Origin of the sequence: Phycicoccus sonneratiae, from assembly GCF_016887965.1 — a bacterium.
GTDB lineage: Bacteria > Actinomycetota > Actinomycetes > Actinomycetales > Dermatophilaceae > Phycicoccus > Phycicoccus sonneratiae.
On the sequence record NZ_JAFDVD010000011.1, the window covers coordinates 14,209 to 37,701 of the forward strand.

Annotated in this window: 24 protein-coding genes; 13 read left to right on the forward strand and 11 right to left on the reverse strand. The window is 74.4% G+C overall.

Translation table 11 applies throughout. The features are described from left to right. Positions 1-6: 6 nt before the first annotated feature. The gene (locus JQN70_RS10395; RefSeq protein ID WP_204131275.1) at positions 7-1,497 is read left to right on the forward strand and encodes an aminopeptidase P family protein; all 1,491 of its coding nucleotides are present in this window, start codon (positions 7-9) and stop codon (positions 1,495-1,497) included. Positions 1,498-1,539: 42 nt separating this feature from the next. Here JQN70_RS10395 and JQN70_RS10400 read toward each other — a convergent pair whose 3' ends face one another. The 5 genes from JQN70_RS10400 to JQN70_RS10420 form a co-directional block, all read right to left on the reverse strand. Next, complete coding sequence (locus JQN70_RS10400; RefSeq protein WP_204131276.1) at positions 1,540-1,782, reverse strand: hypothetical protein; 243 nt, start codon at positions 1,780-1,782, stop codon at positions 1,540-1,542. 24 nt (positions 1,783-1,806) lie between these two features. Continuing rightward, on the reverse strand, positions 1,807-2,877 hold the full coding sequence (locus tag JQN70_RS10405; protein ID WP_204131277.1) for a LacI family DNA-binding transcriptional regulator: 1,071 nt from the start codon (positions 2,875-2,877) through the stop codon (positions 1,807-1,809). 93 nt (positions 2,878-2,970) lie between these two features. After that, a complete protein-coding gene (locus tag JQN70_RS10410; protein ID WP_204131278.1) occupies positions 2,971-3,711 on the reverse strand; it encodes a PIG-L deacetylase family protein in 741 nt (246 codons plus the stop codon). 21 nt (positions 3,712-3,732) lie between these two features. Then, the gene (locus tag JQN70_RS10415; RefSeq protein WP_204131279.1) at positions 3,733-4,329 is read right to left on the reverse strand and encodes a YflT domain-containing protein; all 597 of its coding nucleotides are present in this window, start codon (positions 4,327-4,329) and stop codon (positions 3,733-3,735) included. 66 nt (positions 4,330-4,395) lie between these two features. After that, a complete protein-coding gene (locus JQN70_RS10420) occupies positions 4,396-5,595 on the reverse strand; it encodes an acyl-CoA dehydrogenase family protein (RefSeq protein ID WP_204131280.1) in 1,200 nt (399 codons plus the stop codon). A gap of 272 nt (positions 5,596-5,867) precedes the next feature. Here JQN70_RS10420 and JQN70_RS10425 point away from each other — a divergent pair, with 272 nt between their 5' ends. The 10 genes from JQN70_RS10425 to JQN70_RS10470 all read left to right on the forward strand — a co-directional run bounded on the left by JQN70_RS10425 (position 5,868) and on the right by JQN70_RS10470 (position 15,556). Beyond that, positions 5,868-6,713 carry a serine protein kinase RIO gene (locus tag JQN70_RS10425; RefSeq protein ID WP_204131330.1) on the forward strand — a complete coding sequence of 282 codons (846 nt, stop codon included), beginning with the start codon at positions 5,868-5,870 and terminating at the stop codon, positions 6,711-6,713. A 71-nt stretch (positions 6,714-6,784) separates the two neighbouring features. Then, entirely contained in the window at positions 6,785-7,840 is a 1,056-nt protein-coding gene (locus JQN70_RS10430) for a hypothetical protein (protein WP_204131281.1), read from the forward strand. After that, positions 7,837-8,451 (forward strand): HNH endonuclease signature motif containing protein, encoded by a 615-nt coding sequence (locus JQN70_RS10435; protein WP_204131282.1) that lies wholly within the window; start codon positions 7,837-7,839, stop codon positions 8,449-8,451. Before JQN70_RS10430 ends, JQN70_RS10435 begins: the two co-directional genes overlap by 4 nt. A gap of 55 nt (positions 8,452-8,506) precedes the next feature. Next, positions 8,507-9,322 carry an alpha/beta hydrolase gene (locus JQN70_RS10440; RefSeq protein ID WP_204131283.1) on the forward strand — a complete coding sequence of 272 codons (816 nt, stop codon included), beginning with the start codon at positions 8,507-8,509 and terminating at the stop codon, positions 9,320-9,322. 10 nt (positions 9,323-9,332) lie between these two features. After that, positions 9,333-10,373, forward strand: a complete 1,041-nt coding sequence (locus JQN70_RS10445) for a Gfo/Idh/MocA family protein (protein ID WP_204131284.1) — start codon at positions 9,333-9,335, stop codon at positions 10,371-10,373. A gap of 5 nt (positions 10,374-10,378) precedes the next feature. Further along, positions 10,379-11,437: a saccharopine dehydrogenase gene (locus tag JQN70_RS10450; protein WP_204131285.1), complete on the forward strand. Its 1,059-nt coding sequence runs from the start codon at positions 10,379-10,381 to the stop codon at positions 11,435-11,437. Positions 11,438-11,440: 3 nt separating this feature from the next. Continuing rightward, a complete protein-coding gene (locus JQN70_RS10455; protein ID WP_204131286.1) occupies positions 11,441-12,097 on the forward strand; it encodes a response regulator transcription factor in 657 nt (218 codons plus the stop codon). A gap of 96 nt (positions 12,098-12,193) precedes the next feature. Beyond that, positions 12,194-12,874, forward strand: coding sequence for a hypothetical protein (locus tag JQN70_RS10460; protein WP_204131287.1), 681 nt, complete (start codon positions 12,194-12,196; stop codon positions 12,872-12,874). Positions 12,875-12,878: 4 nt separating this feature from the next. Then, positions 12,879-14,837: a sensor histidine kinase gene (locus JQN70_RS20910; RefSeq protein WP_204131288.1), complete on the forward strand. Its 1,959-nt coding sequence runs from the start codon at positions 12,879-12,881 to the stop codon at positions 14,835-14,837. Between the two features lie 116 nt (positions 14,838-14,953). After that, a complete protein-coding gene (locus JQN70_RS10470; protein WP_204131289.1) occupies positions 14,954-15,556 on the forward strand; it encodes a hypothetical protein in 603 nt (200 codons plus the stop codon). A 48-nt stretch (positions 15,557-15,604) separates the two neighbouring features. Here JQN70_RS10470 and JQN70_RS10475 read toward each other — a convergent pair whose 3' ends face one another. The 3 genes from JQN70_RS10475 to JQN70_RS10485 all read right to left on the reverse strand — a co-directional run bounded on the left by JQN70_RS10475 (position 15,605) and on the right by JQN70_RS10485 (position 18,495). Continuing rightward, positions 15,605-16,465, reverse strand: a complete 861-nt coding sequence (locus tag JQN70_RS10475; RefSeq protein WP_204131290.1) for a L,D-transpeptidase family protein — start codon at positions 16,463-16,465, stop codon at positions 15,605-15,607. 93 nt (positions 16,466-16,558) lie between these two features. Next, positions 16,559-17,425 carry an HpcH/HpaI aldolase/citrate lyase family protein gene (locus JQN70_RS10480; RefSeq protein ID WP_307835918.1) on the reverse strand — a complete coding sequence of 289 codons (867 nt, stop codon included), beginning with the start codon at positions 17,423-17,425 and terminating at the stop codon, positions 16,559-16,561. Further along, positions 17,422-18,495, reverse strand: coding sequence for an HpcH/HpaI aldolase/citrate lyase family protein (locus JQN70_RS10485; RefSeq protein WP_204131291.1), 1,074 nt, complete (start codon positions 18,493-18,495; stop codon positions 17,422-17,424). The genes JQN70_RS10480 and JQN70_RS10485 overlap by 4 nt, the downstream gene beginning before the upstream one ends. A 110-nt stretch (positions 18,496-18,605) precedes the next feature. Here JQN70_RS10485 and JQN70_RS10490 point away from each other — a divergent pair, with 110 nt between their 5' ends. Both JQN70_RS10490 and JQN70_RS10495 read left to right on the forward strand, forming a co-directional pair. Next, on the forward strand, positions 18,606-19,058 hold the full coding sequence (locus tag JQN70_RS10490; protein WP_204131292.1) for a DUF1801 domain-containing protein: 453 nt from the start codon (positions 18,606-18,608) through the stop codon (positions 19,056-19,058). 55 nt (positions 19,059-19,113) lie between these two features. Continuing rightward, positions 19,114-19,680, forward strand: coding sequence for a dihydrofolate reductase family protein (locus tag JQN70_RS10495; RefSeq protein ID WP_204131293.1), 567 nt, complete (start codon positions 19,114-19,116; stop codon positions 19,678-19,680). Between the two features lie 6 nt (positions 19,681-19,686). On the opposite strand, the gene JQN70_RS10500 is transcribed toward JQN70_RS10495, so the two are convergent. From JQN70_RS10500 to JQN70_RS10510, 3 genes are all read right to left on the reverse strand, one after another. Beyond that, positions 19,687-20,631, reverse strand: a complete 945-nt coding sequence (locus tag JQN70_RS10500) for a DMT family transporter (RefSeq protein ID WP_204131294.1) — start codon at positions 20,629-20,631, stop codon at positions 19,687-19,689. A gap of 146 nt (positions 20,632-20,777) precedes the next feature. Then, a complete protein-coding gene (locus tag JQN70_RS10505; protein ID WP_204131295.1) occupies positions 20,778-21,764 on the reverse strand; it encodes an LLM class flavin-dependent oxidoreductase in 987 nt (328 codons plus the stop codon). 147 nt (positions 21,765-21,911) lie between these two features. Continuing rightward, a complete protein-coding gene (locus JQN70_RS10510; RefSeq protein WP_204131296.1) occupies positions 21,912-23,441 on the reverse strand; it encodes an AMP-binding protein in 1,530 nt (509 codons plus the stop codon). Positions 23,442-23,493: the final 52 nt, after the last annotated feature.

Below are 23,493 nucleotides of genomic sequence, written 5' to 3' on the forward strand. Positions count from 1 at the left end.
GGACCGGTGAGCGAGGAGCAGAAGCAGGCCGACAACCGCGCCCGGGCGACCACCGACGAGCTGCGCGCCTTCATCCGCGAGGACTGGGCGCCGCGCCGCCCGACGGCCGAGGCGGCCGCGCCGGCCGCCGCCCCCGCGGCCGCCCGCCGGGCGGTCCTCAGCGCGGCCTACCCGAAGCAGCGGCTCGTCGTGCCTGCCGGGGGCCTGAAGGTCCGCAGCAACGACACCGACTACGTCTTCCGCCCGCACACGGCCTTCGCCTACCTCACCGGCCTCGGCGCCGACCGCGAGCCGGACGCCGTGCTCGTCCTCGAGCCGCTCGACGACGGCGGGCACGAGGCGGTGCTGTACTTCCGCCCGCTCGCCGAGCGCCACAGCGACGAGTTCTTCGCCGACGCCCGCTACGGCGAGTTCTGGGTCGGCGCGCGCCCGAGCATCGAGGACGTCGAGCTCGAGCTGGGCCTCACCGCCCGCCACGTCGACGGCCTCGTCGACGCCGTGGCCAAGGACGCCGGCGAGGTCGCGGTGCGGGTCGTCCGCGACGCCGACGCCGAGCTGACCGCCCGCCTCGACGCCGCCCGCGTGGCCAACGGCGCCGCCGAGGAGGGGCTCCAGGAGTCCGACGACGCGCTGGCCCACGAGGTCTCGCTCATGCGCCTGTGCAAGGACGAGCACGAGGTCGAGCAGATGCGCGCGGCCGTCGCCGCCACGCACGAGGGCTTCGAGGCGATGATCGCCGCCCTCCCGGAGGCGGTCGCCACGGGGCGCGGCGAGCGGTGGCTCGAGGGAACCTTCGGCCTCACCGCGCGCCACCGCGGCAACGGGGTCGGCTACGACTCGATCTGCGCCGCGGGCGACCACGCGAACACGCTGCACTGGATCAAGAACAGCGGTGAGGTCCACGAGGGCGAGCTCGTGCTCATCGACGCCGGCGTCGAGGTCGACAGCCTCTACACGGCCGACATCACGCGCACGCTGCCGGTCGACGGCACCTTCACCGACGCCCAGCGCGAGGTGTACGAGGCGGTGCACGCGGCCCAGGAGGCCGGGATGGCCGCCGTCCGGCCGGGCAACAAGTTCTCCGACGTGCACGCCGCCGCGATCCGCGTCATCGCCGAGCACCTCCACGCGTGGGGCCTTCTGCCGGAGGGCATCTCGGTCGAGGACACCCTCGACAAGGAGCACGGCCAGTACCACCGCCGCTGGATGGTCCACGGCACGTCGCACCACCTCGGCCTCGACGTCCACGACTGCGCGCTCGCGACGCGCGAGGAGTACATGGACGCCGAGCTCAAGCCCGGGATGGTGCTCACCGTCGAGCCCGGCCTCTACTTCAAGGCCGACGACCTCAAGGCCCCGGAGCGGTTCCGCGGCATCGGGGTCCGCATCGAGGACGACGTGCTCGTCACCGAGGACGGCTGCGAGAACCTCTCGGCCGCGATGCCCCGTGGCGCCGACGAGGTCGAGGCCTGGATGGCGCGGGTCCAGGGCCGCTGAGCGACCCCGGACCCCGCCGGCCGGTGTCCGGGGACCGGCCGGTCAGCAGCCGGCCGGGGTGGCGGGACGGCGCACCGGGTCGATCCGGTCGGCCCAGCGCCGCTCGACGGCCGCGGCCCGGCGCAGTGCCGCGGCGAGGGCCCGACGGCCGGGCGCCGCGGTGGGCACCTCGCGCCGGCCGGTGAGGTGCGCGCGGCCGTCGTCGACGACGGGGGCGTCGGGACGGGCGGAGAGGGCGTCGGAGTCGGCTCGCCGGATGATGGTGAGGGCGATGTGGTCCTGCATGGTTCCTCCTGTGGGAGTGGGTGGTCAGCGGGGTGCGGGTCCGGTGCTGGAGCGCACCACGAGCTCGGTGGGGAGCAGCACGCGCCGCTCGGTGTAGTCGGGGTCGAGGAGCATCCGGCCGAGCAGCCGGCCCTTCTCGGCGATCGGCTGGCGGACCGTGGTCAGGCCCACCGCCTCGGCGCGGGGGATGTCGTCGAAGCCGGTGAGCGAGACCTCGCGCCCGACCTCGAGCCCGCGCTGGTGCACGGCGTCGCGCGCCCCGAGGGCCAGCACGTCGCTGATGCACGCGATGGCGCTCGGGCGGTCCTGGCGATCGAGCAGGAAGGCCGCGCCCGCGGCGCCCGCCTCCTGCGAGTTGTGCCCGGCGAACACCGCCGTGACGGTGGCCTGCGGCCCGAGCGCGTCGCGCAGCGAGGTGAGCCGGGCGCGTGAGTCGACGAAGAGGTCGGCCTCGTCCTCGGGCCGCACGACCCGGGCCTCGCCGAGCGGGGCCCGGCCGTCGACGATGATGCCGACGCTGCGGTGCCCGAGGTCGCGCAGGTGCCGGCCGAGCGCGCGCCCGGCCCCCTCCTCGTCGATGAGGACGTAGCGCTGGCGCTCGTCGGCGTCGTCGATGGTCGAGACGAGCGGCAGCCCCCGCTCGAGGGCCACCTCCCGCGCCGGGTGGTCGGCGTCGACGCAGTACGCGACGACGCCGTCGACGACCGCCTGGCGCATCGCCTGGGCCGAGGGCTCGGCGTCCTGCGGACGGCTGGGGTCGAAGTGCTCGAGCGGGATGAGCAGCAGCCCGGTCCGGTGGGTCTCTGCCACCTGGGCCAGGCCGGCGAGCAGGCCGACCGAGTACGGGTCGGAGAAGGCGTAGGACAGCTGCTCGGTGAAGAGCAGGCCGATGGCGCCGGCCCGCTGCGAGCGCAGGCTGCGGGCGGCCGGGTCGGGCCCGGCGTACCCGAGCCGCTTGGCGGTGGCGAGCACGCGCTCGCGGACCGCCGTGGAGAGCTGGTCCGGCTTGTTGTAGGCGTTGGAGACCGTCGAGACCGAGACCCCGGCCTCCTCGGCGACCGTCTTGAGGGTGACCCGCACCATCGGGACCACCACCTCTCGCTCGTCGTCTGCATCGATCTACTAGATCGATCTAGTACAACGATACAGAAAGGGTCGCACTGGGGCAAGACGAAGGAGCGGCAGGCGTCAGCGGCGGTCGATCACGAGGTCGAGGGTCAGCGCGAAGTCGACGCCCGCCCGCCGACCGCCGTCGCCGAGGATCGACTCGACGAGGGCCCGCGGGGCCGGGAAGTCGTCCGGGAGGGCGGCGTTGTACGCGCCGTGGGCCTCGAGCGAGCGCACCGCCGCCTCGACGTCCTCGCGCGAGACCTCGACGTGGTGGGTGGGCTCGGGTGCCCCGGCGACGGCGAGCACGCCCACCCCGCCCCAGGGCTCGAGGCCCTCGTCGAGCAGCTCCCGGTGCAGCCAGCGGTTGCCGGCGTCGGCGACCGCGTCGACCGTCGCGAGCCCGACCGCCCGGTGGTCGGCCTGGTTGACGAAGCCGCCCGCGAAGCGCAGGTCCCACGGCTGGGCGACGACGACCTCCGGGCGGTGCCGCCGGATCGCCGCGGCGATCTCGCGGCGCAAGGGCACCCCCTCCTCGATCGCCCCGTCGACGAGCCCGCCGAACTCGACCACCTCGACCCCGACGCGGCGTGCGGCCTCCCGCTGCTCGGCCTCGCGGACCGGCCCGGCCTCCTCGGGGGCCATCGTGTCGATGCCCGCTTCGCCGCGGGTCAGGAGGAAGTAGGCGACCGAGGCGCCCTCCCCCACCCACCGGTGGACGGCGGCGGAGGTGCCGTACTCGATGTCGTCGGGGTGCGCGACGACGCAGAGGACGGAGCCGAAGCGGTCGTCGAGGCGCTCGAGCGCGGGTCGGTCGGCCATGGCCGCGACCCTACGCGCGGCTCAGGCCCGCGGGGGCTCCTGCTGCGGGGCCTGCGTCGTGCGCGCGTCGGCGGCCGTGCGGGCCCGCTCCTCCTCCTGGGCCCGGCGCACCTCCTCCTGGGCGGCGCGCATCGGGTCCATCTGGGCGAGCAGCTCGCGGCCCCGGGTGACGTGCCGGTGCTCGCAGAGGACCTCGTACTTGGCGGCGACGACCTGGCTCACCGAGGTGAAGTCGCGCTGGCCGCGGGTCAGCCGGTAGCCGAACCACGCCCAGACCGTGCCGAACACGGCACCGAAGAGCACGGTGGAGATGATCGAGACGATGTTGAAGCCGCTCGGGTCGAAGAGCGCGAGGATCGTCCCGACGAAGAGCCCGAGCCACATGCCCGACAGCGCGCCGGCCCCGATGACCCGGCCTTGGGTGAGCCGGCCGGTGACCCGCTCGAGCTGCTTGAGGTCGGTGCCGACGATGAGGACGTCCTGCACCGGGAACTCGTGGTCCGAGAGGTAGTCGACGGCCTTCTGCGCCTCCTCGTACGAGTCGTGGACCCCGAGGCTCATCGGGTACTCCAGCGACAGGGCGGCGCGCAGGCCCGGACGCATCGGCTGGTTGCTCATGCGACCAGTGTGTCACCGCGGGCTGGACGCGGGCTGGACGCCTCCTGTGGGGCGTCGGGACCGGGCTCAGCGGGCCTTGTAGTCCTCGAGCAGCCGGCGCCCGATGATCATCTTCTGGATCTCGGCCGTGCCCTCGCCGATGAGCAGCATCGGGGCCTCACGGTAGAGCCGCTCGATCTCGTACTCCTTGGAGTACCCGTAGCCGCCGTGGATGCGGAAGGACTGCTCGACGACGTCGGCGCAGTTCTCCGCGGCGAGGTACTTCGCCATCCCGGCCTCGAGGTCGTTGCGCTGGCCGGCGTCCTTGAGCCGCGCCGCCTTGACCATCATCTGGTGGCTCGCCTCGACCTTGGTCGCCATGTCGGCCAGCCGGAAGAGGATGCCCTGGTGCTCGGCGATCTTCTTGCCGAAGGTCTCGCGCTGCTGCGAGTAGGCGATGCCGAGCTCGAAGGCGCGCCGGGAGAGGCCGCAGGCGCGGGCGGCGACGTTGACGCGGCCCACCTCGACGCCGTCCATCATCTGGTAGAAGCCCTTGCCGGGGACGCCGCCGAGGACCTGCTCGTCGCTGGTGCGGTGGCCCTGGAAGACGAGCTCGGTCGTGTCGACGCCCTTGTAGCCCATCTTCTCGATCTTGCCGGGCACGGTGACGCCCTGCGCCGTCTCGCCGAAGCCGGACTCCTTCTCGACGAGGAAGGTCGTCATGTTCTTGTACGGGCTGTCGGACTCGCCGAGGTCGGTCCTGACGAGCACCGCGACGAGGTTGGCCGAGCCGCCGTTGGTCAGCCACATCTTCTGGCCGTCGATGGTCCAGCCGCCGTCCTCGCCCTTGACCGCCTTGGTGCGGATGGCCGAGACGTCGGAGCCGAGCCCCGGCTCGGACATCGAGAACGCCCCGCGGACCTCGCCGGTGGCCATCCGCGGCAGGTACCTCTGCTTCTGCTCGTCGGTGCCGTGCTGGAGGATCATGTACGCGACGATGAAGTGGGTGTTGATGATGCCGCTGACGCTCATCCAGCCGCGGGCGATCTCCTCGACGACGAGCGCGTAGGTGAGCAGGCTCTCCCCGAGGCCGCCGTACTCCTCGGGGATCATCAGCCCGAAGATCCCCATCTCCTTCATGCCCTCGACGATGTCGGTCGGGTACTCGTCGTTGTGCTCGAGCTGGGTGGCGACGGGGAGGATCTGCTCGTCGACGAACTCGCGCACCAGCTTGATGAGCTCGTGCTGCTCCTCGGAGAGGCCGTCGGTGGTCTGGAGGCGCGACATGGTGGCGAGTATGCCTGCGGCGGCGGGCGGCCGGAACGCGCGCACGGTGTGAGTCCCCCCACCGTGTGACCCGCCCCACGGACCACCACTTTCCCTCCGGCAGGTCGGGAAAACCGGTGGCGCCGGGTGCGCAGGCTCCGGCACGCTGGACCCGACGCACGGCGCCCGGCCGTGCCCTGAGCGCCTGGAGGTGGACCCGATGTCGACGACCGTCGCGGGCCGTACCCCGGTCCACCTCCCCTTCCTCGCTCAGGAGCACTCCGTTGGCACACATGCCGTTCCACCTGCCGGAGAAGCAGGCCTCCTTCTCCACCGACTCCTCCCCTGACGCCCCGCCCGAGGGCGAGCGCTGGTCCTCCTGGGACGGCGCCACGCACGGGCCGAAGCCCCGACCGGGCTGGGTGATCACCGCCCTCGGCGCCGTCGACGCCGACCTCGGTGTCCTCAAGACCGGCAAGGAGGCCGACGTCCATGTCGTCCGCCGCTGGGTCCCCGGCGCCGGCGACCCCGTGACGATGGCCGCCAAGCGCTACCGCTCGGGCGACCACCGTCTCTTCCACCGCGACTCCGGCTACCTCGAGGGTCGCCGCGTCCGCAAGAGCCGCGAGATGCGGGCGATGGCCCGGCGCACCGACTTCGGCAAGCAGGTCATCGCCGGCCAGTGGGCGATGGCCGAGTTCGACGCGCTCGGGAAGCTCTGGGAGCTCGACCTCCCGGTTCCCTACCCGGTCCAGCTCGACGAGTCCGAGATGCTCATGGAGTTCGTCGGGACGACCGACGGCGCCACCCCGGTCGCGGCCCCGCGCCTGGTGTCGATGCGCCCGGACCCCGAGCACCTCGCCGACCTCTTCGACCAGCTGCGCACGGCGATGCTCACCCTCGCCCACCACGGGTGGACCCACGGCGACCTCAGCCCGTACAACGTCCTCGTCCACGAGGGCCGGCTCGTGCTCATCGACTGGCCGCAGGTCGTCGACGTCATCGGCAACCCCCAGGGCTTCGACTTCCTCGAGCGCGACGCCACGACGATGGTGACGTGGTTCCGCCGCAAGGGGCTCGACGTCGACGCGGGCGAGCTCGTCGCCGACCTCGTGGCCGAGGCGACGACGCGCTTCTGACAGGCGGTGCGCAGCAGGTCCTGAGTCGTTCGGCGACCCTGACCCCAGACGTCGAATGAGGCTGAAATCATTTGCGCCACAGCAGTTTTGCTCACCCTGAACCCTTCTCTTTCGAACGCCTGTCCGGTACGATGGATCCGATGAGGGAGGGGGGTCCGATGGCCACGACGAGCACGCTGATGGAGGCCGCGAGAGCGGCCTTCGGGCTGCTGGTCGAGGCCCTCGATGCCGGCCCGGTCGGCGCGTCGCAGGCGGAGTGCGCCGAGCTGCTCGGTGAGCTGCAGGCGGTCCTCGACTTCGCGTCGGCGGCGCAGGACGTGGCGATCGTGGCGTTGGCTGCGGTCGAGTCGGAGTGGGCCGAGGACGGCACGCTGGTCGAGGTGCGGCGGGCGCCGGGGCACGTGGCCCTGGATGCGCCTGCGATCGTGTCGGGGGTGCTGAACGTGTCGGCGGTGCACGCCGAGCGGCGGGTGCGGGATGCGGTGCGCCGCGCCGCGGACGGGCCGGAGGGGTCGCTGCTGCGCACCGGTCTGGGTGGGTTGCACGTCGCGATGCACGCGGGGCGGCTCGATGCGTACCGAGCACAGGTCGTCGCTCACGAGCTGGAGGAGGTCCCCGCCACGGTCGCCGCGACGGTGGTGGACTCCCTGCAGGAGTGGTTCGACCGCGAGGACGGCGCTCACCTTCGCCGGAGGACGCGCCGCCACCTGGCTCGGATCAGCCCGGACCTGCTGCGGCAGCGCGCGGTCCGGGCACGGGCCGAGTCCCGGTTGGAGCGGTGGGTCGACGAGCCCGGCGTGGACACGTGGCACGGCACCTTCCCCTCCGAGGAAGCCTGCCCCGCGTGGGCCGCGATCGACGCCCTGGCCCAGCAGTACGTCACCGACGGGGTGTGCCAACACGTCGACCGGGCCCGCGCCAAGGCGCTGACGGACCTGGTCACCGGATCGGCGACCATCGACCTCCAGGTCGTCCTGACCACCGCCGCCGGGAGCACTGTCCAGCCTGCCGCTGAGCGTGCGCCGGGTGCGTCCGGTGACCTGGTCCTGTCGGCACCACCCGCGCCGGGGAGCCCCTGCTCGTCGAGCGCGGCTGGCTCGAGCAAGCGGTCGCCGCCACCACCGTGACCGGGCGTGATCGCGTCGGGCGGGTCCTGCTCCTGCCCTGCGACACCGGCAGCGGTGCCCCCGTCGACCCCCACGGCGAGCTCACCGCTCGCGCCTACCGCCCCTCCGCGCGATTGGCCGCGTTCGTCCGGGCCCGGGACCGACACTGCCGCTTCCCCGGCTGCTCCGTCGCGGCCCGCTTCTGCGATCTCGACCACGTCCGCCCGCTCCCGACCGGTCCCACCAGCGCCGGCAACCTGGCCTGCCTGTGCCGGCGCCACCACCGCGTCAAGCAACGACCCGGCTGGCGGGCCGAGCCGCACCCCGACGCCTCCGTGACCTGGACCGACCCCACCGGTCGGACCCGCACCAGCCACCCACCCGACCAGCTGCATCCGGTCACGCTGCCCGACAACGGGACCGACCCACCCCTGCCACCGCGCGGCAACCCGTCACTGGTGCTGCCCGACGGCCCCCACTCGACTCTCGAGCACCACCTCGAGCACCATCCCGCCGCGTGGACCTGCCGTGTCCACATCATCCGACCGCGGATCCACCTGGCCGTCGAAACACCTGCGCACACCCGCGGCCGACGACGGCCGGCGACCGCCCCGGAGGCGCCACCCTTCTGAGCGGGCCGCGAAGACATCTCGTCGGTGTCCAGGGCGTGCCACCTACGCTGGCACCGTGACCCGACCCGACCGCCGGACCGTGGTGGCTGGTGCCCTCGCGGCGGTCGCGGCGGCGGCGAGCGCCTGTTCGCGCCGACCGGAGGGGTCTGGCGGCGCGGGTGTCGAGGTGGAGCGCGGAACCCTGCGCTCGCGCCACCTGCCCGGCCGCGACCTGCCCTGGGTCATGGCGATCCCGCGCGACGCCGACCGCCACCGGCCTCCGGTCGTCGTCCTGCACGGCAAGGGCGGCCACGCCGAGCAGGCGCTCTCGCTCCTCCGCCTCGGTGACCACGTCGCCGCCACCGGCCTGGCCGTCGCCGCGGTCGACGGCGGCAACGGGTACTGGCACCGGCGGCACGACGGCACCGATGCCGGCCGGATGGTCCTCGACGACTTCCTGCCCCTCGTCGCCCGCGCGTACGGCGAGACCGAGCGGGTTGCGTTCCTCGGCTGGTCGATGGGCGGGTACGGGTCGATCCTCCTGGCCAGCGAGCTCGGGCCCGAGCGCGTCGTCGCCGTCGTCGGGTCGAGCGCGGCGCTGTGGACCTCGCCGGGCGACTCGGCCCCCGGTGCCTTCGACGACCGCGCGGACTTCCTCGCCCACGACGTCTTCGCCGACGACCGGCTCGCCACCCTCGCCCGGCTCCCCGTGCGGCTCGACTGCGGGCGCGACGACCCGTTCGCCGGGGCCAACCGGGCCTTCGCCCGGGTCCTCCCGAGCGCCGCGCTCACCGTCGACCCCGGCGGCCACAGCGGCACCTACTGGCGTGAGCACGGAGGTGCCCAGCTGCGCTGGATCCGCGACCGGCTCGACGGGGCCGCCAGCACCTAGGGTGCTCACCATGCCCGCCTCGCCCGCCCTGGCCGACCCCACGGTGCCCGACCCGATGGACGCCCCGCCGGTGCGCTGGGGCGTGCTCGGCCCCGGCGGCATCGCCCACACCTTCGCCGCCGCCGTCCGCGAGGGGACGCGCTCGAGCGTCGTCGCGGTCGGGTCGCGCTCGGCCGAGCGGGCCGCCGACTTCGCGCGCCGGCACGACGTCGCGTCCGCCCACGGGTCCTACGAGGACCTCGTCGCCGACCCCGCCGTCGACGCCGTGTACGTCGCCTCGCCGCACAGCGAGCACCACGAGCACGCCCTCCTCGCGCTGCGGGCCGGCAAGCCGGTGCTCGTCGAGAAGGCCTTCACCCGTAGCCTCGCCGAGACCGACGAGGTGCTCGACACGGCCCGCGCGAGCGGGCTGCTCGCGGCCGAGGCGATGTGGAGCCGCTACTCCCCGCAGTACGACGTCGTGCGGCGGACCGTCGAGGCGGGCACGCTCGGCGACGTCGTCCTCGTCGAGGCCGACCACGGCCAGCGCCTGTGGCCGGACGGGCCGCAGCGCCTCTCCGACCCCGCCCTCGCCGGCGGCTCCCTCCTCGACCTCGGCGTCTACCCGATCGCCTTCGCCGACCACGTGCTCGGCGGCCTCGACGACGTCGCCGCCCGGGGCACGCTGAGCCCCGAGGGCGTCGACGTCACCGTCGGCGTCACGGCCCGAGGCGGCGGGGCGCTCGCCCGGATGACGAGCACGATGGCCGCCACCACCCCGTGCCGGGCCCTCGTCGCCGGGTCGGCCGCCCGCCTCGAGCTGAGCGGCCCGGGCTTCTTCTACGGCGCCGCGACGACCGTCCGGCTCGTCGCGCCCGACGGCACCGACCTCGACACCTGGACACCGGACCTCCCCGAGCACGGCTTCCGCTTCCAGGCCGCCGAGGTCGCGCGGGCCCTGGCCGAGGGGCGCACCGAGCCGTGGTCGGTCCCGTGGGAGGCCACCCGCAGGGTCATGGCGGTCATGGACGAGGTCCGCCGTCAGGTCGGCGTCGTCTACCCGGGAGAATGAGCGCCATGAGCTCCGTCCACCTGTGGCTGCGCCACGAGACCCGCTCGACCGAACGCCGCGCCCCGCTCGTCCCGCACGACGCCGCGCGCCTCGTCGCCGACGGGGTGCGGGTCACCGTCGAGGAGTCGCCGCAGCGCGTCTTCGACGTCGAGGCCTACCGGGCCGGCGGCTGCCACGTCACGCCGGCCGGATCGTGGGTCGACGCTCCCGACGACGCCCACGTCCTCGGCATCAAGGAGCTGCCGGACGAGCCGGCGGCGTTGCGGCACACCCACATCTTCTTCGGGCACGCGTACAAGGGCCAGGACGGGGCGGGGTCGCTGCTCGCCCGGTTCGCGGCCGGGGGCGGCGAGCTGCTCGACCTCGAGTACCTCACCGTCGACGGCCGGCGGGTCATCGCCTTCGGCTACTGGGCGGGGTACGTCGGGGCCGCGCTCGGCGTGCTCGCGGCTCGGGGCGCGCTCGCCCCGCTGCACCCCATGGAGCGGGCCGAGCTCGACGCCCTCGTGCGCGCGGCCGGCGCCGACGGCATGTCGGCCCTCGTCGTCGGGGCGCAGGGACGCAGCGGCCGCGGCGCCCTCGACGCCCTCCTCGCGGCGAACACGGTGCTCGACGGCTGGGACCGCGAGGACACCCGCGTCCTCGACCGGGAGGCGCTCCTCGACCACGAGCTGCTCGTCAACTGCGTCCTCTCCACCACGCCGCAGCCGGCCTTCGTCCGCCCCGAGGACCTCACCGCACCGCGCGCCCTGCGGGTGGTCGCCGACGTCACGTGCGACGTCACGTCCGAGCACAACCTCGTGCCCGTCAACACGGCGATCACGTCCTGGGAGGAACCCGCCCGGCGGGTCGGCGACGACCCGCCGCTCGACGTCATCGCCGTCGACAACCTGCCCTCCCTCCTGCCCCGCGAGGCCAGCGTCGCCTTCTCGGCCGACCTCGTCCCGCTCGTGCCCACCCTCGCCGGACGCCGGGGCCCCTGGCGCGAGGCGCTGCGGGCCTTCGTGGCGGCGCAGGCCCACCGCGCCGGCGGCCCCCGCGCCGTCGCCCCCGGACCCAGCTGAGCGATGGTCCCGCCGCCCGGCACCCGCGTGCTCGTCCTCGACGACCACGCCGTCGTGCGGCGCGGGCTGCTCGCCCTGCTCGCGGACGTCACGTGGGCCGGCCCCGTGGTCGAGGCCGGCACCGTGGCGGAGGCCCGCGAGCTGGCGACGCGGCTGCAGCCCGGCCTGGCGGTCGTCGACGTCGGCCTCCCGGACGGCGACGGCATCGACTTCGTCACCGAGCTGGTCCGCATCGCGCCCGGCTGCCGGTCCCTGGTCCTCACGATGGACCGCTCCGTCGGCACCGCCGAGCGCGCGCTGGCCGCCGGCGCCGCAGGGCACCTCGCGAAGGACTCCGCCCCCGAGCTCGTCGTCGACGCCCTGGGCACCATCGCCTCCGGCGGCGTCGTCCTCGGCTGGGACCTCGTCGCCGGCCGGGTGAGGGTCGGCGGCGCCCCGCCCGCACCCGGAGCGCGGGGGCCGCTGGCGGCGTTGTCGCCGCGCGAGCTCGAGGTGGCCCGGCAGGTCGCGGCCGGCGTCGCCAACCCGGTCATCGCGCGGCACCTCGGCATCAGCGAGAAGACGGTCCGCAACGTGCTGTCGGGCGTGCTGCCGAAGGTCGGGGCGCGTGACCGCGTCCACCTCGCCCTGCTCGTCCGGGAGCACGACGGACCCGGCTGAGGTGGCCCGGTCCCGCTCCCGTTGTCGGCCGGGCGGGGTCGGAGGACACTGAGGGGTCGGCGGGGCCGGGCGGGCCCCGAGCAGAGGAGACCCGCGATGGCCGACCCCGACGACCTCGTCCTCGCCATCACGCCCGACGACCGGCTGCTCCACACCGGGACGCGGCGCTGGCTGCTCGACCACGTCTACGGCATCGACCCCGCGGTCGGCGTCCGCCGCGACCTGCACGACGCCGAACCCGGTGCCGGCGTGGGCGCGCTCGAGGTCTTCGACGACTCCGGGCACGCGCTCCGGGTCGCGGACGACGGCACCGACCTCGTACCGGTCGGGACCGGCGACGTCGACCCCGACGTGCTCGTGGGCCGGGTCGCCCACGTGCTCGACCTGGTCCGCGAGCACCTGGCGACCCATCCGGAGCTCGACGTCCCCCCGAGCGCCGTCCCGTGGGCGACGGGCCCGCTCCCCGAGGTGCTGGCCCTCCTCGAGCGGGCCGGCGCAGGCGCCCCGACCACCCGGCCCGCCCGACACGTGCCCGGGTCGGGGCTGCGCCAGCGCCTCGTCGCGGCGGGTGCGTGGGTGTGGGCCGCCTCCGTGCGCCGCGCCCCCACGGTCACGGCCCGGGTGGCGCGGGTCGTCGGACGGCTGCCCGGCCTCGGCGGCGCGGGTGACCTCACGGGCGACCCGACGACGCCTCCCGTCCCGCCGTACCTGCCGCCGGACGGCGTGCCGCACAACGGCAACTGGCTGCACAACCTCTGGCACCGGCTCAAGGGCTGACCCCGTGCGGCGCGGGCACCCCGTCGCGTTCGCCGGGACGGTCTCGGCGGCCGGCCTCGTCGTGCTGGGCCTCGCCGGTGTCCTCCTCGGCCCCGGCGGGCGGCTCGACCCGCCGATCGCCCTCACCGTCTCGGCCGCGGTCGGCTTCGTCCCGGTGGGGGTCTTCCTCCTGCGGCACCGGCCCCGGAGCCGCACCGCCCGCCTCACCGCCCTGACCGGGCTGGCCGCCCTCGTCGGCCTCGTGGCGGTGGCCTGGTCCGGGACGACCGCCGGCGCGTGGCTCGTCCAGTGGTCGTGGTGGCCCCCGCTCGCCGTGGCCCCGGCCGTGCTCCTCACCTTCCCCGACGGCGCCGCGGGCCCGCGCGCACGGCGCGCGTCGCGGCTCCTCGTCGCCACGGGTGCAGCGTCCTCCGCGGTGCTCGCCGCCGCCGCGGCCCTCGCCCCGCGGACGCTGCTCACCGACAGCCGCGTGCCCCTCCCCGATCCGTGCCTCCCACTGCTCGTCGCCTTCGCCGCGCTGGGCGCCGTGTCCGCCCTCGCGCTGCCGGTCGCGCTCGTCGTGCTCCTGCGCCGAGCGCGGGCGCGGGAGGGTGCCGTCCGGGCCCAGATCCTCTGGCTGACGCCGGCCGCGGGCCTGCTCTGCGTGGGGCTCGTGCTCGACGCCCTCGACGTGCCCCTCGCGCTGACCCCCGCCGTGCTCGCCCTCCCGCTCGGCATCGGCGCCGCCATCCTCGAGCACCGGCTGGACGACCTCGACCAGGTGGTGCCGCGGGGCGCCGTACGGCTCACCCTCGCGGTCGCGGTCCTCGCCGCGTACGCCGCGACCCTCCTGCTGGTCGAGCGGGTCACCGGCTCGGTCGGCGTCGGGTCCGTCCTCGTCCTCGCGGTCGTCGCGGTCCTCCTCGACCCGGCCCGGCGGTGGCTGCAGCAGCGGGTCGAACGGCTGCTCTTCGGGCGCCGGGACGACCCCTACGAGGTGCTCACCGCGCTCGGCCGCCGGATGGCGACGGCCGCCGCCCCCGAGGAGATGCTCCGGGCCGGCGCGCAGGCCATCGTCGAGACCCTGCGGCTCCCCCGCGCGACGGTGGGGGTCGACGTCGACGGGCGCGACCTCGTCGTCGCCGACGTCGGGCGGGCCGACACCGACGCCGTCACCTTCCCGCTGCGCCGGGAGGGGCGGCGCGTCGGCGAGCTGACGGTGTGGACGCGCCGTCGCGGCGACGGCCTCGGCCCGGCCGAGCGCGACCTGCTCGCCGAGGTGGCGCGGCAGGCGGCCGAGGCCGCCGAGGCGCACCGGCTGACCCTCGCCCTGCGCGCGGCCCGGGAGCACCTCGTCCTCACCCGCGAGGAGGAGCGGCTGCGCCTGCGTCGCGACTTCCACGACGGCGTCGGGCCGATGATCGCCGGCGTGCGCATGCAGCTGCACGCCGCCCGGCCGCGGGTCGAGGGCCGCGAGGGCGCCGTCCTCGACGACGTCCTCGCCGACCTCGGGGACCTCGGGCGGTCGGTGCGCGAGATCGTCGACGGCCTCCGGCCCGCCGCGCTCGACCTCGGCCTCGAGGCCGCCGTCCGCCGGGCGGCCGAGGCCGTGCTGGCCGGACGGGACGTCCGCGTCGAGGTGGCCGGACGGGTCGACGACCTGCCGCCGGCGGTCGAGGTCGCCGCCTACCGCATCCTCGCCGAGGCCCTGAACAACGTGGCCCGGCACAGCGGCGCGACCCGCGTCGACGTCTGCCTCCTGAGGTCCGAGGACCTCCGGGTCTCGGTGCGGGACAACGGGTCGTGGCTCGACCCCGCGGCACGGACCGGGGTGGGGACGACCTCGATGCGGGCCCGCGCCGAGGAGCTCGGGGGGCGGCTCGACGTGGTCGGTGGTCCGGAGGGGACGCACCTCGAGGCCGTCCTGCCGATCGGCCGACCGGTCGGCGCGCCGGCGGAGGATCCCGGGACACTGTCCCGCTGAGACCGGGACGCTGTCCGTGGCCGGCGGGACACGACCAGGCCGACGGTGGCGACGAGGCGATTCCGTCCTCACCAGACCGCCCCGGCCGTGACCGGGGCCGACCCGAAGGACCCGTCATGATCCACCTCGACAGCTACGCCGGCCAGAACTGGACCATCGTCCCCGTCACCACGCCCCCCAGGCTCCCCGTGACCGGGCCCACCGCGCCGTCCGGGCCGGTCGCCAACCTGCCCGACATCGACATCACCCCGGCGACGGACGTCGGGGTGCCCTACCCGAGCAACCAGCTCTGGGCCCTGACCCTCACCGGGGTCGTGTTCTGCGACGTCCAGGGCACGAGCGAGAGCGCCTGGCGCTACGAGACCGTCTCGTTCACCCCCGACTACACCCCGGCCCTCGAGCGGGCCGCTGCGTGGATGGGGGCCGCCACGGGTGGGCGGACCTGGCTGTTCGAGCTCGAGCAGTGGGCTCCGCACGTCACGACGGCGACGAACTTCAACCGCAACGTGGCCAACAACTCCGGCCACGGCGTCGACGCCTGGCGTCCCGCCCCCTTCCGGACGGAGACCGACGCCTTCGGGGTGGAGCGGAGCCACCTCTTCGACGGGGTCCTCGCCGACGTCGTCGTCCGCGACACCGACGCGATCATCCACCGCCTCGCCTACCACGTGACCCTCGTGGGACGGCTGGCCCTGTGGACGCCGCCGCCCATCCCGTGACGTCCGCTCGTGGCGCCGGCCCGGTCGAGGACCTCGGCCGGGCCGGCGTCAGCGCACGAGGACGCGGCTGCCGATCGGCATGAGGCCGCGCGACCAGATCATGTTCATCGCCGAGTTGCTGACCCGCGCGCACCCGTGCGAGGCCGGGTAGGGCGGGATGCTCGGCGAGCCGTGCACGGCCCAGCCCCGGTAGAAGTACTTCGGCCGCCAGAGGACCCCGAGCTTGCTGTCGTCCTGGCCGTCGACCTGCCGCTGGACGGCGAACGAGCCGCGCGGCGTCGTCGCGATCGCCGGGTTGCCGGCCGAGGAGGTGTACTCCTCGCCGCTGCCGGTGGAGGTGTTGAGGACCATCGACACCCGACCACCCCGCACGACCATGAGCAGCTGCCGGTCGAGGTCGATCTCGATACCGTTGCCGGAGAGCTGGTTCCGCGGACGGACACCGGCGGCGAGCGCCTTCTTGGTCTGCGGGCCGACCACCCCGTCGCGGGAGATGCCGGCCGCCTTCTGGAGCGCGAAGACCGCCTGCTGGGTGAGCGACCCGAAGCTGCCGTCGGGCTCGCCCAGCCAGTACCCGAGCCCGGACAAGCGCTTCTGCAGGGCGAGGACGTCCTTGCCGTGGTCGCCGTAGCGCATCGTCGTCCGGGGCTTCGTGGGTGTCGGGGACGGGCTCGGCGTCGGCGTCGTCGAGGGGGACGGGGCCGGGGTGTCGGTGGGCGTGGGGGTCGCGGTCGGCGTCCACGACGGCGTCGGCGTGTCCGCCGTGGGGGTCGGCGACGCGGCCGTGGACGACGTGCTCGGGGCGGCGATGCCGGTCGGCGCGTCCGTCGCGGAGCAGCCGGAGACCACCGTCGCCGCGGCGAGCGCGAGGGCGGTGAGGACCGTGGTGCGGGCGTGCGGCGTGCTCATCGCCTCACACGAGACGGCACGGAGGCCGGTCCGCGCAACCGACGCGCCCGCGCCGTGACCGCATCGTTGTGCGGACGCCTCCCGCGGTCGTCGTCAGGAGCGGGCGCGGACCGCCTCGTCGGTGGCCAGGACGCCCCGGGCCACCTCGACGTGGAGGTTCTCGACCATCCTCCCGTTGTAGGTGACGACACCGCTCCCGGCGCCGGCCTCCCAGGCCTCGAGCAGGCCCCGGGCGTCCTCGACCTCGGCCTCGCTCGGCGCGAACACCGTGTTGCACGGCTCGACCTGCCCCGGGTGGATGAGGGACTTGCCGTCGAAGCCGAGGTCGCGTCCCTGCCGGCACTCGTCCTCGAAGCCCGCGAGGTCCTTGACGTCGTTGTACACGCCGTCGAGCACCGCCACCCCGGCCTCGCGCGCCCCGAGGACGACGAGCGCCAGCGACGTGAGCAGCGGGGCGCGGCCCGGCACGAACCGCGCCCGCAGCTCCTTGACGAGGTCGTTGGTGCCGAGGACGAGGACGGCGAGCCGGTCGGACGCCGCGGCGATGGCCCGGGCGTCGAGGACGGCACCCGGGGTCTCGACCATCGCCCAGAGCCGGGTGCGGTCCGGGGCGCCGAAGCGCTCCATCGCGTCGACGAGCCGGTGGACCTCGTCGGCCGAGCCGACCTTGGGGACGACGATGCCGTCCGGGCCTGCGGCACAGGCGGCCTCGAGGTCGGCGTCGTGCCACTCGGTGCCGAGGCCGTTGACCCGGATGGTCACCTCGCGGTGGCCGTACTCCCCCGATGACGCTGCGGCACAGGCGTTCTCGCGCGCGCCGGGCTTGGCGTCGGGCGCGACGGCGTCCTCGAGGTCGAGGATGAGCCCGTCGACCGGGAGCGTCTTCGCCTTCGCGAGGGCTCGCTCGTTGCTGCTCGGCATGTAGAGGACCGAGCGGCGGGGGCGCAGGTCCTCGCTCACGCGCCGGCCTCCCCGTTGCTGGGGGCGTAGAGCTCGGCGAGCTCGGGGTCGTTGGCGGACAACCGGTCCGCCAGCTCGAGGATGACGAGGCACTGCTTGAGGCTCGCGTCGTCCTCCATCTTCCCGTCGAGCATCACGGCGCCCGTTCCGTCGCCCATGGCCTCCTTGACGCGGCGGGCGTGCGCGACGTCCTCGGCGCTCGGGCTGAAGACCTTCTTCGCGATGGCGATCTGCACCGGGTGCAGGGTCCAGGTGCCGACGCAGCCGAGGAGGAAGGCGTTGCGGAACTGGTCCTCGCACGCGACGACGTCCTTGATGTCGCCGAACGGCCCGTAGTACGGGAAGACCCCGTGCATCGCGCAGGCGTCGACCATCCGCGCGATCGTGTAGTGCCAGAGGTCCTGCTGGAAGACGGCGCGGGCTCCCTCGACGTCGCCGTCGACGGGGTCCTGGCGCACGAGGTAGCCGGGGTGACCGCCCCCGACGCGCGTGGTCTTCATCCGGCGGTCGGCGGCGAGGTCGGCCGGGCCGAGGCTGATCCCCTGCATCCGGGGGCTGGCCCCCGCGATGGCCTCGACGTTCGCGACGCCGCGGGCGGTCTCGAGGATGGCGTGGACGAGGATCGGGCGCTGCACACCGGCCTTCGCCTCGAGCTGGGCGAGCAGCCGGTCGACGTAGTGGATGTCCTCGGGGCCCTGGACCTTCGGGACCATGACGACGTCGAGCCGGTCGCCGATCTCGGTGACGAGCGTGGTCAGGTCGTCGAGCGCCCACGGGCTGTCGAGCGCGTTGACGCGCGTCCAGAGCTGGGTGTGCTCGCCGAGGTCGGTGGCCCGCGCGATGTCGACGAGCCCCTGCCGCGCGGCCTCCTTGTTCTCGGCCTTGACCGCGTCCTCGAGGTTGCCGAGGAGGACGTCGACCGTGCCGACCATGTCCGGGACCTTCGCGGCCATCTTCGGGTTGCTCGGGTCGAAGAAGTGGATCATCCGGCTCGGCCGGGCCGGCACCTCCCGGACCGGCGCCGGGGCCCCGACGGCGAGGGGGGCGAAGAAGTCCTTGGCGCTGCGCATCATCGAGCCTTCCGAGGCGGGTGCACGGTCGCGTCGGACGCTAGCAGCGGGTCCCGCCGCCCCCGCATGAGCCACGTCACGGTGTGACCCACGCCGCTAGCATCCGGCCCATGGACAGCGCGGAGCAGGTCGAGGCGCACCTCGCGGGTCTGCCCGCCCCCCGGCAGGCCGACCTCCGGACGATCCACGAGCGGGTGCTCGCCGAGCACCCGGGCTGCCCGGTGTCGTTCACCGACGGGCGCGACGCCAGCGGGAAGGTCGTCACCAACCCGACCATCGGCTACGGCGAGCGCACCATCACCCACGCGGACGGCTCGACGCGCGACTCCTTCCGGGTCGGCCTGACCGCGACCTCGAGGGGCATCTCCGTCTACGTCCTCGGCCTCGACGACGACACGCACCTGGCCCGCACGTACGCCCCCTCGATCGGTCGCGCCGACGTCACCGGCTACTGCATCCGCTTCCGGCGGCTGGCCGTCGTCGACCTCGACGTGCTCCTCGCAGCGGTCCGCGACGGGATGACGGCCGGTGCCGGCGCCCCACCCCGCCGCCCCGGCCGTTGACTCCCGACCCGGTGAGGTCGCAGGCTGTGCACCCACGGGCGGAGGAAGGGGCACCATGGGCAGGCTGATCTACGCGGCCAACGCCTCGCTCGACGGCTACCTCGAGGACGAGACCGGCGCCTTCGACTGGTCCGAGCCGGACGAGGCCGTGCACGCCTTCTGGAACGAGCACGAGCGCGGCGTCGGCACCTCGCTCTACGGCCGGCGCATGTACGAGACGATGCGCGTCTGGGCCGACGACGACTGGCTCGAGGGCGAGCCGCCGGTCGTCCGCGAGTACGCCGAGATCTGGCGGGCGGCGGACAAGGTCGTCTACTCCACCTCCCTGCCCGAGGTGACCACCCCGCGCACCACCCTCGAGCGGTCCTTCGACCCCGAGGCCGTGCGACGCCTCAAGGAGGCGTCCGACGCGGACCTGAGCATCGGGGGCGCGACGATCGCCGTCGAGGCCTTCCGCCACGGGCTCGTCGACGAGTGCGTGCTGCTCCTGCACCCCGTCGCCGTCGGCGGCGGGAAGCCGGCCCTGCCCCACGGGGTGCGACTCGACCTCGAGCTGCTCGAGCAGACGCGCTTCGACAGCGGCGTCGTGCACCTGCGCCACGCGGTGCGGCACCGGACCTGAGCCCGCTCAGGCGCTCGCCCGCAGGGCCTCCCGCGCGTCGTCGGGCACGGCCACGGCGGGCCGCCGGCTGCGCTGCTCGTGCCACGCGAGCCCGAGCACGGCGCCGAGGACGAGGACGAAGCCGCCCCACTGCGACGGGGTCGGCCGCGCGCCGAGGGCGACGATGCCGACGACGACGGCCGAGAGCGGGAAGGCCAGCTCGGCGAGCGTGGCCCGCGACGCCGGGGTGTGGCCGAGGGCGCGGTAGTAGAGCACGAGCGCGAGCAGGCCCGGCAGCAGGGCGAGCAGGAGGATCGGCACCACGGCGTCGGTGCCGACGGCGAGCGGGGTCGAGGTGAGGACCGCGGTGACGCCGAGGGTGAGGAACCCCAGCGCGAAGCGCAGCGCGGTGAGGTCGGCGAACCCCAGCTCGGCGCTCGCGGCCCGGCCGAGCACCGTGCCGGCCGCCCACAGGGCCGCAGCACCGAGGGCCAGCAGCGCGGCCTGCGCGCTCGTGACCCCGACCGAGGTGGGGTCGGGGAAGGCCAGCAGCCACGCGCCCACCACGGCGGGGACGACGAACCACAGGAAGCGCCGGCGGACCCGCTCCCCGAGCAGCAGCGCCGCGAGACCGACCGCGATGAGCGGCTGGAGCTTCTGCAGCACCTGGGGGGTGATGGGGTCGCCCAGCCGGAAGGCGGCGGTGAACATCACCGTCGCGAGCGCGGAGGAACCGGCCCCGATGACGAGTACCGACAGCTTGGTCCGCACCGACGACGCCGCGACCCGCCGCAGCGCCGGCCCCAGCCACCACAGGGTCAGGACGGTGAGCACGAGGTGCTCCCAGAAGACCACCGTCAGGCTGGGGTACTCACGCGCCAGCGGACCGCGCCAGAGCGAGGACAGCCCCCACAGCGTGGCGGCGAGCGCGACGAGCCAGGTGCGGTCGGCGCCGGGACGGGTGGTGCTCATGCGGGTCCTCCGGGACGGGTTGTCGCCCACCGGTTCCCGGGGGCCGGACGAGTCACCACCGTACGGCGGAGGGTGCGGCCGGAGCGCGGGTGGGCGAGCGAGAGCGCATCACCCACCCGCGCGTCCGGGGGTGCCTCGCGAGGCGGTCAGGACGCCTCGACCTTCGGCATGATGTCGTTCTTCAGGCGCTTGAGGTCATCGAGGGTCTTCGACACCGGCACGTCGGCGAAGGGCGGCCAGAGCAGCGGCATCGTCAGCCCGGCCTCCTGGTAGGCCTTGAGCCGGTCGGTGATCTGCTGCTCGGTGCCGACGAGGATGTTCGTCAGCTTCCGGTTGTCGGTCTGGTCGGTCTCGGTGTCGGTGATCGTGAACCAGATCATGCTGCTCATCTCGAGGTCGTCGATCGACTTGCCGAGCGCCTCGAGCTCCTGGGCGATGGCGGCGCGCCAGTCGGCGAGCTCGCGCGGGGTGTCCTGGATGCCGATCCAACCCGCGAGGCCGTACTTCGAGACCCGCCGCGCCGAGCGCTTGGGGTCCTTGAGGCCGCTGAAGAAGATCGGCGGCCCGGGGCGCTGCAGCGGCTGGTGGCCGAAGCCCGACGGCGCGAAGTCGGCGAACTCGCCGTGGTACTCGAAGGTCTCGTTGGCCCAGATGCCCTGGCAGATCTCGATCGTCTCGCGGACGTGGGCGTGCCGCCGCGGGAAGAGGTGCGTCGCGCTGGCGGCGTCGAACTCCTCGGGCATCCAGCCGGCGCCGATGCCGACGTTGAGGCGCCCGCCGGAGAGGTGGTCGATGGTCGCGCACTCGGCGGCGAAGACGCCCGGCGAGCGGTACGGGGTGTCGGTGATGCTCATCCCGATGCGCAGCTTCCGGGTGCGGGCGGCCAGCCACGGCAGCAGCGGCCAGCCCTGGAACCACTTGCCCCTGGACTCGACGGGCATCTGGGGCGGGAACTGCTCCATCATCCCGAACGGGTACTGCAGCTCACCGCGGTCGGAGGCCTCCGGGACGATGATGCGGTCGAGGGTCCAGACCGAGTCGAAGTCGAGCTCCTCGGCCAGGTCGGTGAGGTCCTCGAGCTCCTTGACGGTCACGTGGTTGCGGAAGTTGGGGAGGTAGAGGGCGAGCTTCATCGGTCAACTCCTCGGCAGCGGTCTCGGCCCGGGTGGCCGTCGCGGGTTCCGGGAGAACCGTTCCGGCCGTACGTCCAGAGAACACAGTCGGCCCGTCGTGCCACAAGGGGCGGCGTCCTCATGGTTTCCTCAACGCTGCGTCGCGGGTCAGCCCTCGCGCAGCCGCTCGCGCAGCTCGCGCTTGAGCACCTTGCCGTAGTTGTTCGTCGGCAGCCCGTCGACGAGGTGGTACTCCTTCGGCCGCTTGAACCGCGCGATCCGCTCGATGCACGTGCGGTCGAGCTCCTCGGACGTCGGGGCAGCTCCCTCGGCCGGCACGACGAAGGCCACGACCGACTCCCCCCACTCCGGGTCGGAACGGCCGACGACGGCCACGGCCTGCACGCCCGGGTGGGTGAGGAGCGCTTCCTCCACCTCGCGCGGGTAGATGTTCATCCCGCCGCTGATGATGAGGTCCTTCGACCGGTCGTGGAGGGTGAGGAAACCGTCGTCGTCGAGGCTGCCGACGTCGCCGGTGTGCAGCCAGCCGCCGCGCAGGGTCTCGGCGGTCTCCTCGGGCTGGTCCCAGTAGCCGGCCATGACCACCCCGCCGCGCACGAGCACCTCCCCCGGCTCGCCGGCCGGGAGCGGGCGGTCCTCGTCGTCGACGACCCGGACCTCGACGTCGGTGCGCGGAAACCCGACCGACTGCATCCGCTCGCGCCAGCGCGGGTGGTCGCGGTCGGCGTGGTCGGCGGCGGACAGGCCGGTGATGGTCATCGGCGTCTCGCCCTGGCCGTAGATCTGCGCGAGGCGGGGACCGAAGGTGGCCAGGGCGTCCTCGAGGTCGGCGAGGTACATCGGCGCCCCGCCGTAGATGATCGTCTTGAGGCCGGTGAGGTCGGCCCCCGCGAGGGCCTGGTCGTGGGCGAGGCGGCGCACCATGATCGGCGCGGCGAAGAACGACAGGCCCGGCCACCGGGCGAGCAGCGCCAGCAGCCCGGCACCGTCGAGGGCGCCGCCGGGCGGGAAGACGCTCACCGCGCCCCGGGCCACGTGCGGGAGCCCGTAGAGGCCCGAGCCGTGCGAGAGGGGCGCCGCGTGGAGGACGCTGTCGGTGGCGGCAACGGGGTCGATGTCGGCGAAGTAGCTGAGCGAGGCCATGAGCAGGTTGCCGTGGGTCAGCGTGGCGCCCTTCGGCCGGCCGGTCGTGCCGCTCGTGTAGAAGAGCCACGCGGGGTCGTCGCGTCCGCGGTCGGCGAGGGATCGCGGTGTGCCGGAGGTGAGTCGGTCCCAGTCGGGCCCGGGCGCGACGACCACCTGCTCGAGCGTGGCCACCGCGTCGAGCAGCGGACGGACGTCGGCCTCGTGCTCCTCGTCGGTGACGACCGCCCGGGTCCCGCTGTGCTCGAGGACGTAGGCGATCTCGTCGCGGTGCAGGCGCGCGTTGACCGGGACGGCGACCAGCCCGGCGTGCCAGGCGGCGAACTGCACCTCGAGGTACTCCGGGCGGTTGGCCATGACGATCGCGAGGCGGTCCCCCTCGTCGAGGCCGAGCCCGTCGCGCAGCCCGCCGGCGCCCGCGGCGACCCGCTCGGCCCACTGCCGCCAGGTCGCGTGCACGTGGTCGCCGACGGCCAGAGCCGCCGCGTCGCCGAGCCGGCGCCCGTTCCGCTCGACCCACGTCGCGAGGTTCATGCCGCCAACCTCTCCGCCGGCGCGGGGTCCGTCAAGGCACCGGCGGCCGCGT

What these genes read in the sequence shown, in the direction of transcription:
- JQN70_RS10420 (WP_204131280.1), bottom strand. Translation starts at nt 5,595, where the DNA reads ATGTCGCGCCTCCAGACCACCGACGGCCTCTCCGAGGAGCAGCACGAG.
- JQN70_RS10500 (WP_204131294.1), bottom strand. Translation starts at nt 20,631, where the DNA reads ATGAGCACCACCCGTCCCGGCGCCGACCGCACCTGGCTCGTCGCGCTC.
- JQN70_RS10445 (WP_204131284.1), top strand. Translation starts at nt 9,333, where the DNA reads ATGCCCGCCTCGCCCGCCCTGGCCGACCCCACGGTGCCCGACCCGATG.
- JQN70_RS10455 (WP_204131286.1), top strand. Translation starts at nt 11,441, where the DNA reads ATGGTCCCGCCGCCCGGCACCCGCGTGCTCGTCCTCGACGACCACGCC.
- JQN70_RS10510 (WP_204131296.1), bottom strand. Translation starts at nt 23,441, where the DNA reads ATGAACCTCGCGACGTGGGTCGAGCGGAACGGGCGCCGGCTCGGCGAC.
- JQN70_RS10410 (WP_204131278.1), bottom strand. Translation starts at nt 3,711, where the DNA reads ATGGCCGACCGACCCGCGCTCGAGCGCCTCGACGACCGCTTCGGCTCC.
- JQN70_RS10460 (WP_204131287.1), top strand. Translation starts at nt 12,194, where the DNA reads ATGGCCGACCCCGACGACCTCGTCCTCGCCATCACGCCCGACGACCGG.
- JQN70_RS10415 (WP_204131279.1), bottom strand. Translation starts at nt 4,329, where the DNA reads ATGAGCAACCAGCCGATGCGTCCGGGCCTGCGCGCCGCCCTGTCGCTG.
- JQN70_RS10400 (WP_204131276.1), bottom strand. Translation starts at nt 1,782, where the DNA reads ATGCAGGACCACATCGCCCTCACCATCATCCGGCGAGCCGACTCCGAC.
- JQN70_RS10425 (WP_204131330.1), top strand. Translation starts at nt 5,868, where the DNA reads ATGCCGTTCCACCTGCCGGAGAAGCAGGCCTCCTTCTCCACCGACTCC.
- JQN70_RS10470 (WP_204131289.1), top strand. Translation starts at nt 14,954, where the DNA reads ATGATCCACCTCGACAGCTACGCCGGCCAGAACTGGACCATCGTCCCC.
- JQN70_RS10450 (WP_204131285.1), top strand. Translation starts at nt 10,379, where the DNA reads ATGAGCTCCGTCCACCTGTGGCTGCGCCACGAGACCCGCTCGACCGAA.
- JQN70_RS10495 (WP_204131293.1), top strand. Translation starts at nt 19,114, where the DNA reads ATGGGCAGGCTGATCTACGCGGCCAACGCCTCGCTCGACGGCTACCTC.
- JQN70_RS10485 (WP_204131291.1), bottom strand. Translation starts at nt 18,495, where the DNA reads ATGCGCAGCGCCAAGGACTTCTTCGCCCCCCTCGCCGTCGGGGCCCCG.
- JQN70_RS10505 (WP_204131295.1), bottom strand. Translation starts at nt 21,764, where the DNA reads ATGAAGCTCGCCCTCTACCTCCCCAACTTCCGCAACCACGTGACCGTC.
- JQN70_RS10490 (WP_204131292.1), top strand. Translation starts at nt 18,606, where the DNA reads ATGGACAGCGCGGAGCAGGTCGAGGCGCACCTCGCGGGTCTGCCCGCC.
- JQN70_RS10475 (WP_204131290.1), bottom strand. Translation starts at nt 16,465, where the DNA reads ATGAGCACGCCGCACGCCCGCACCACGGTCCTCACCGCCCTCGCGCTC.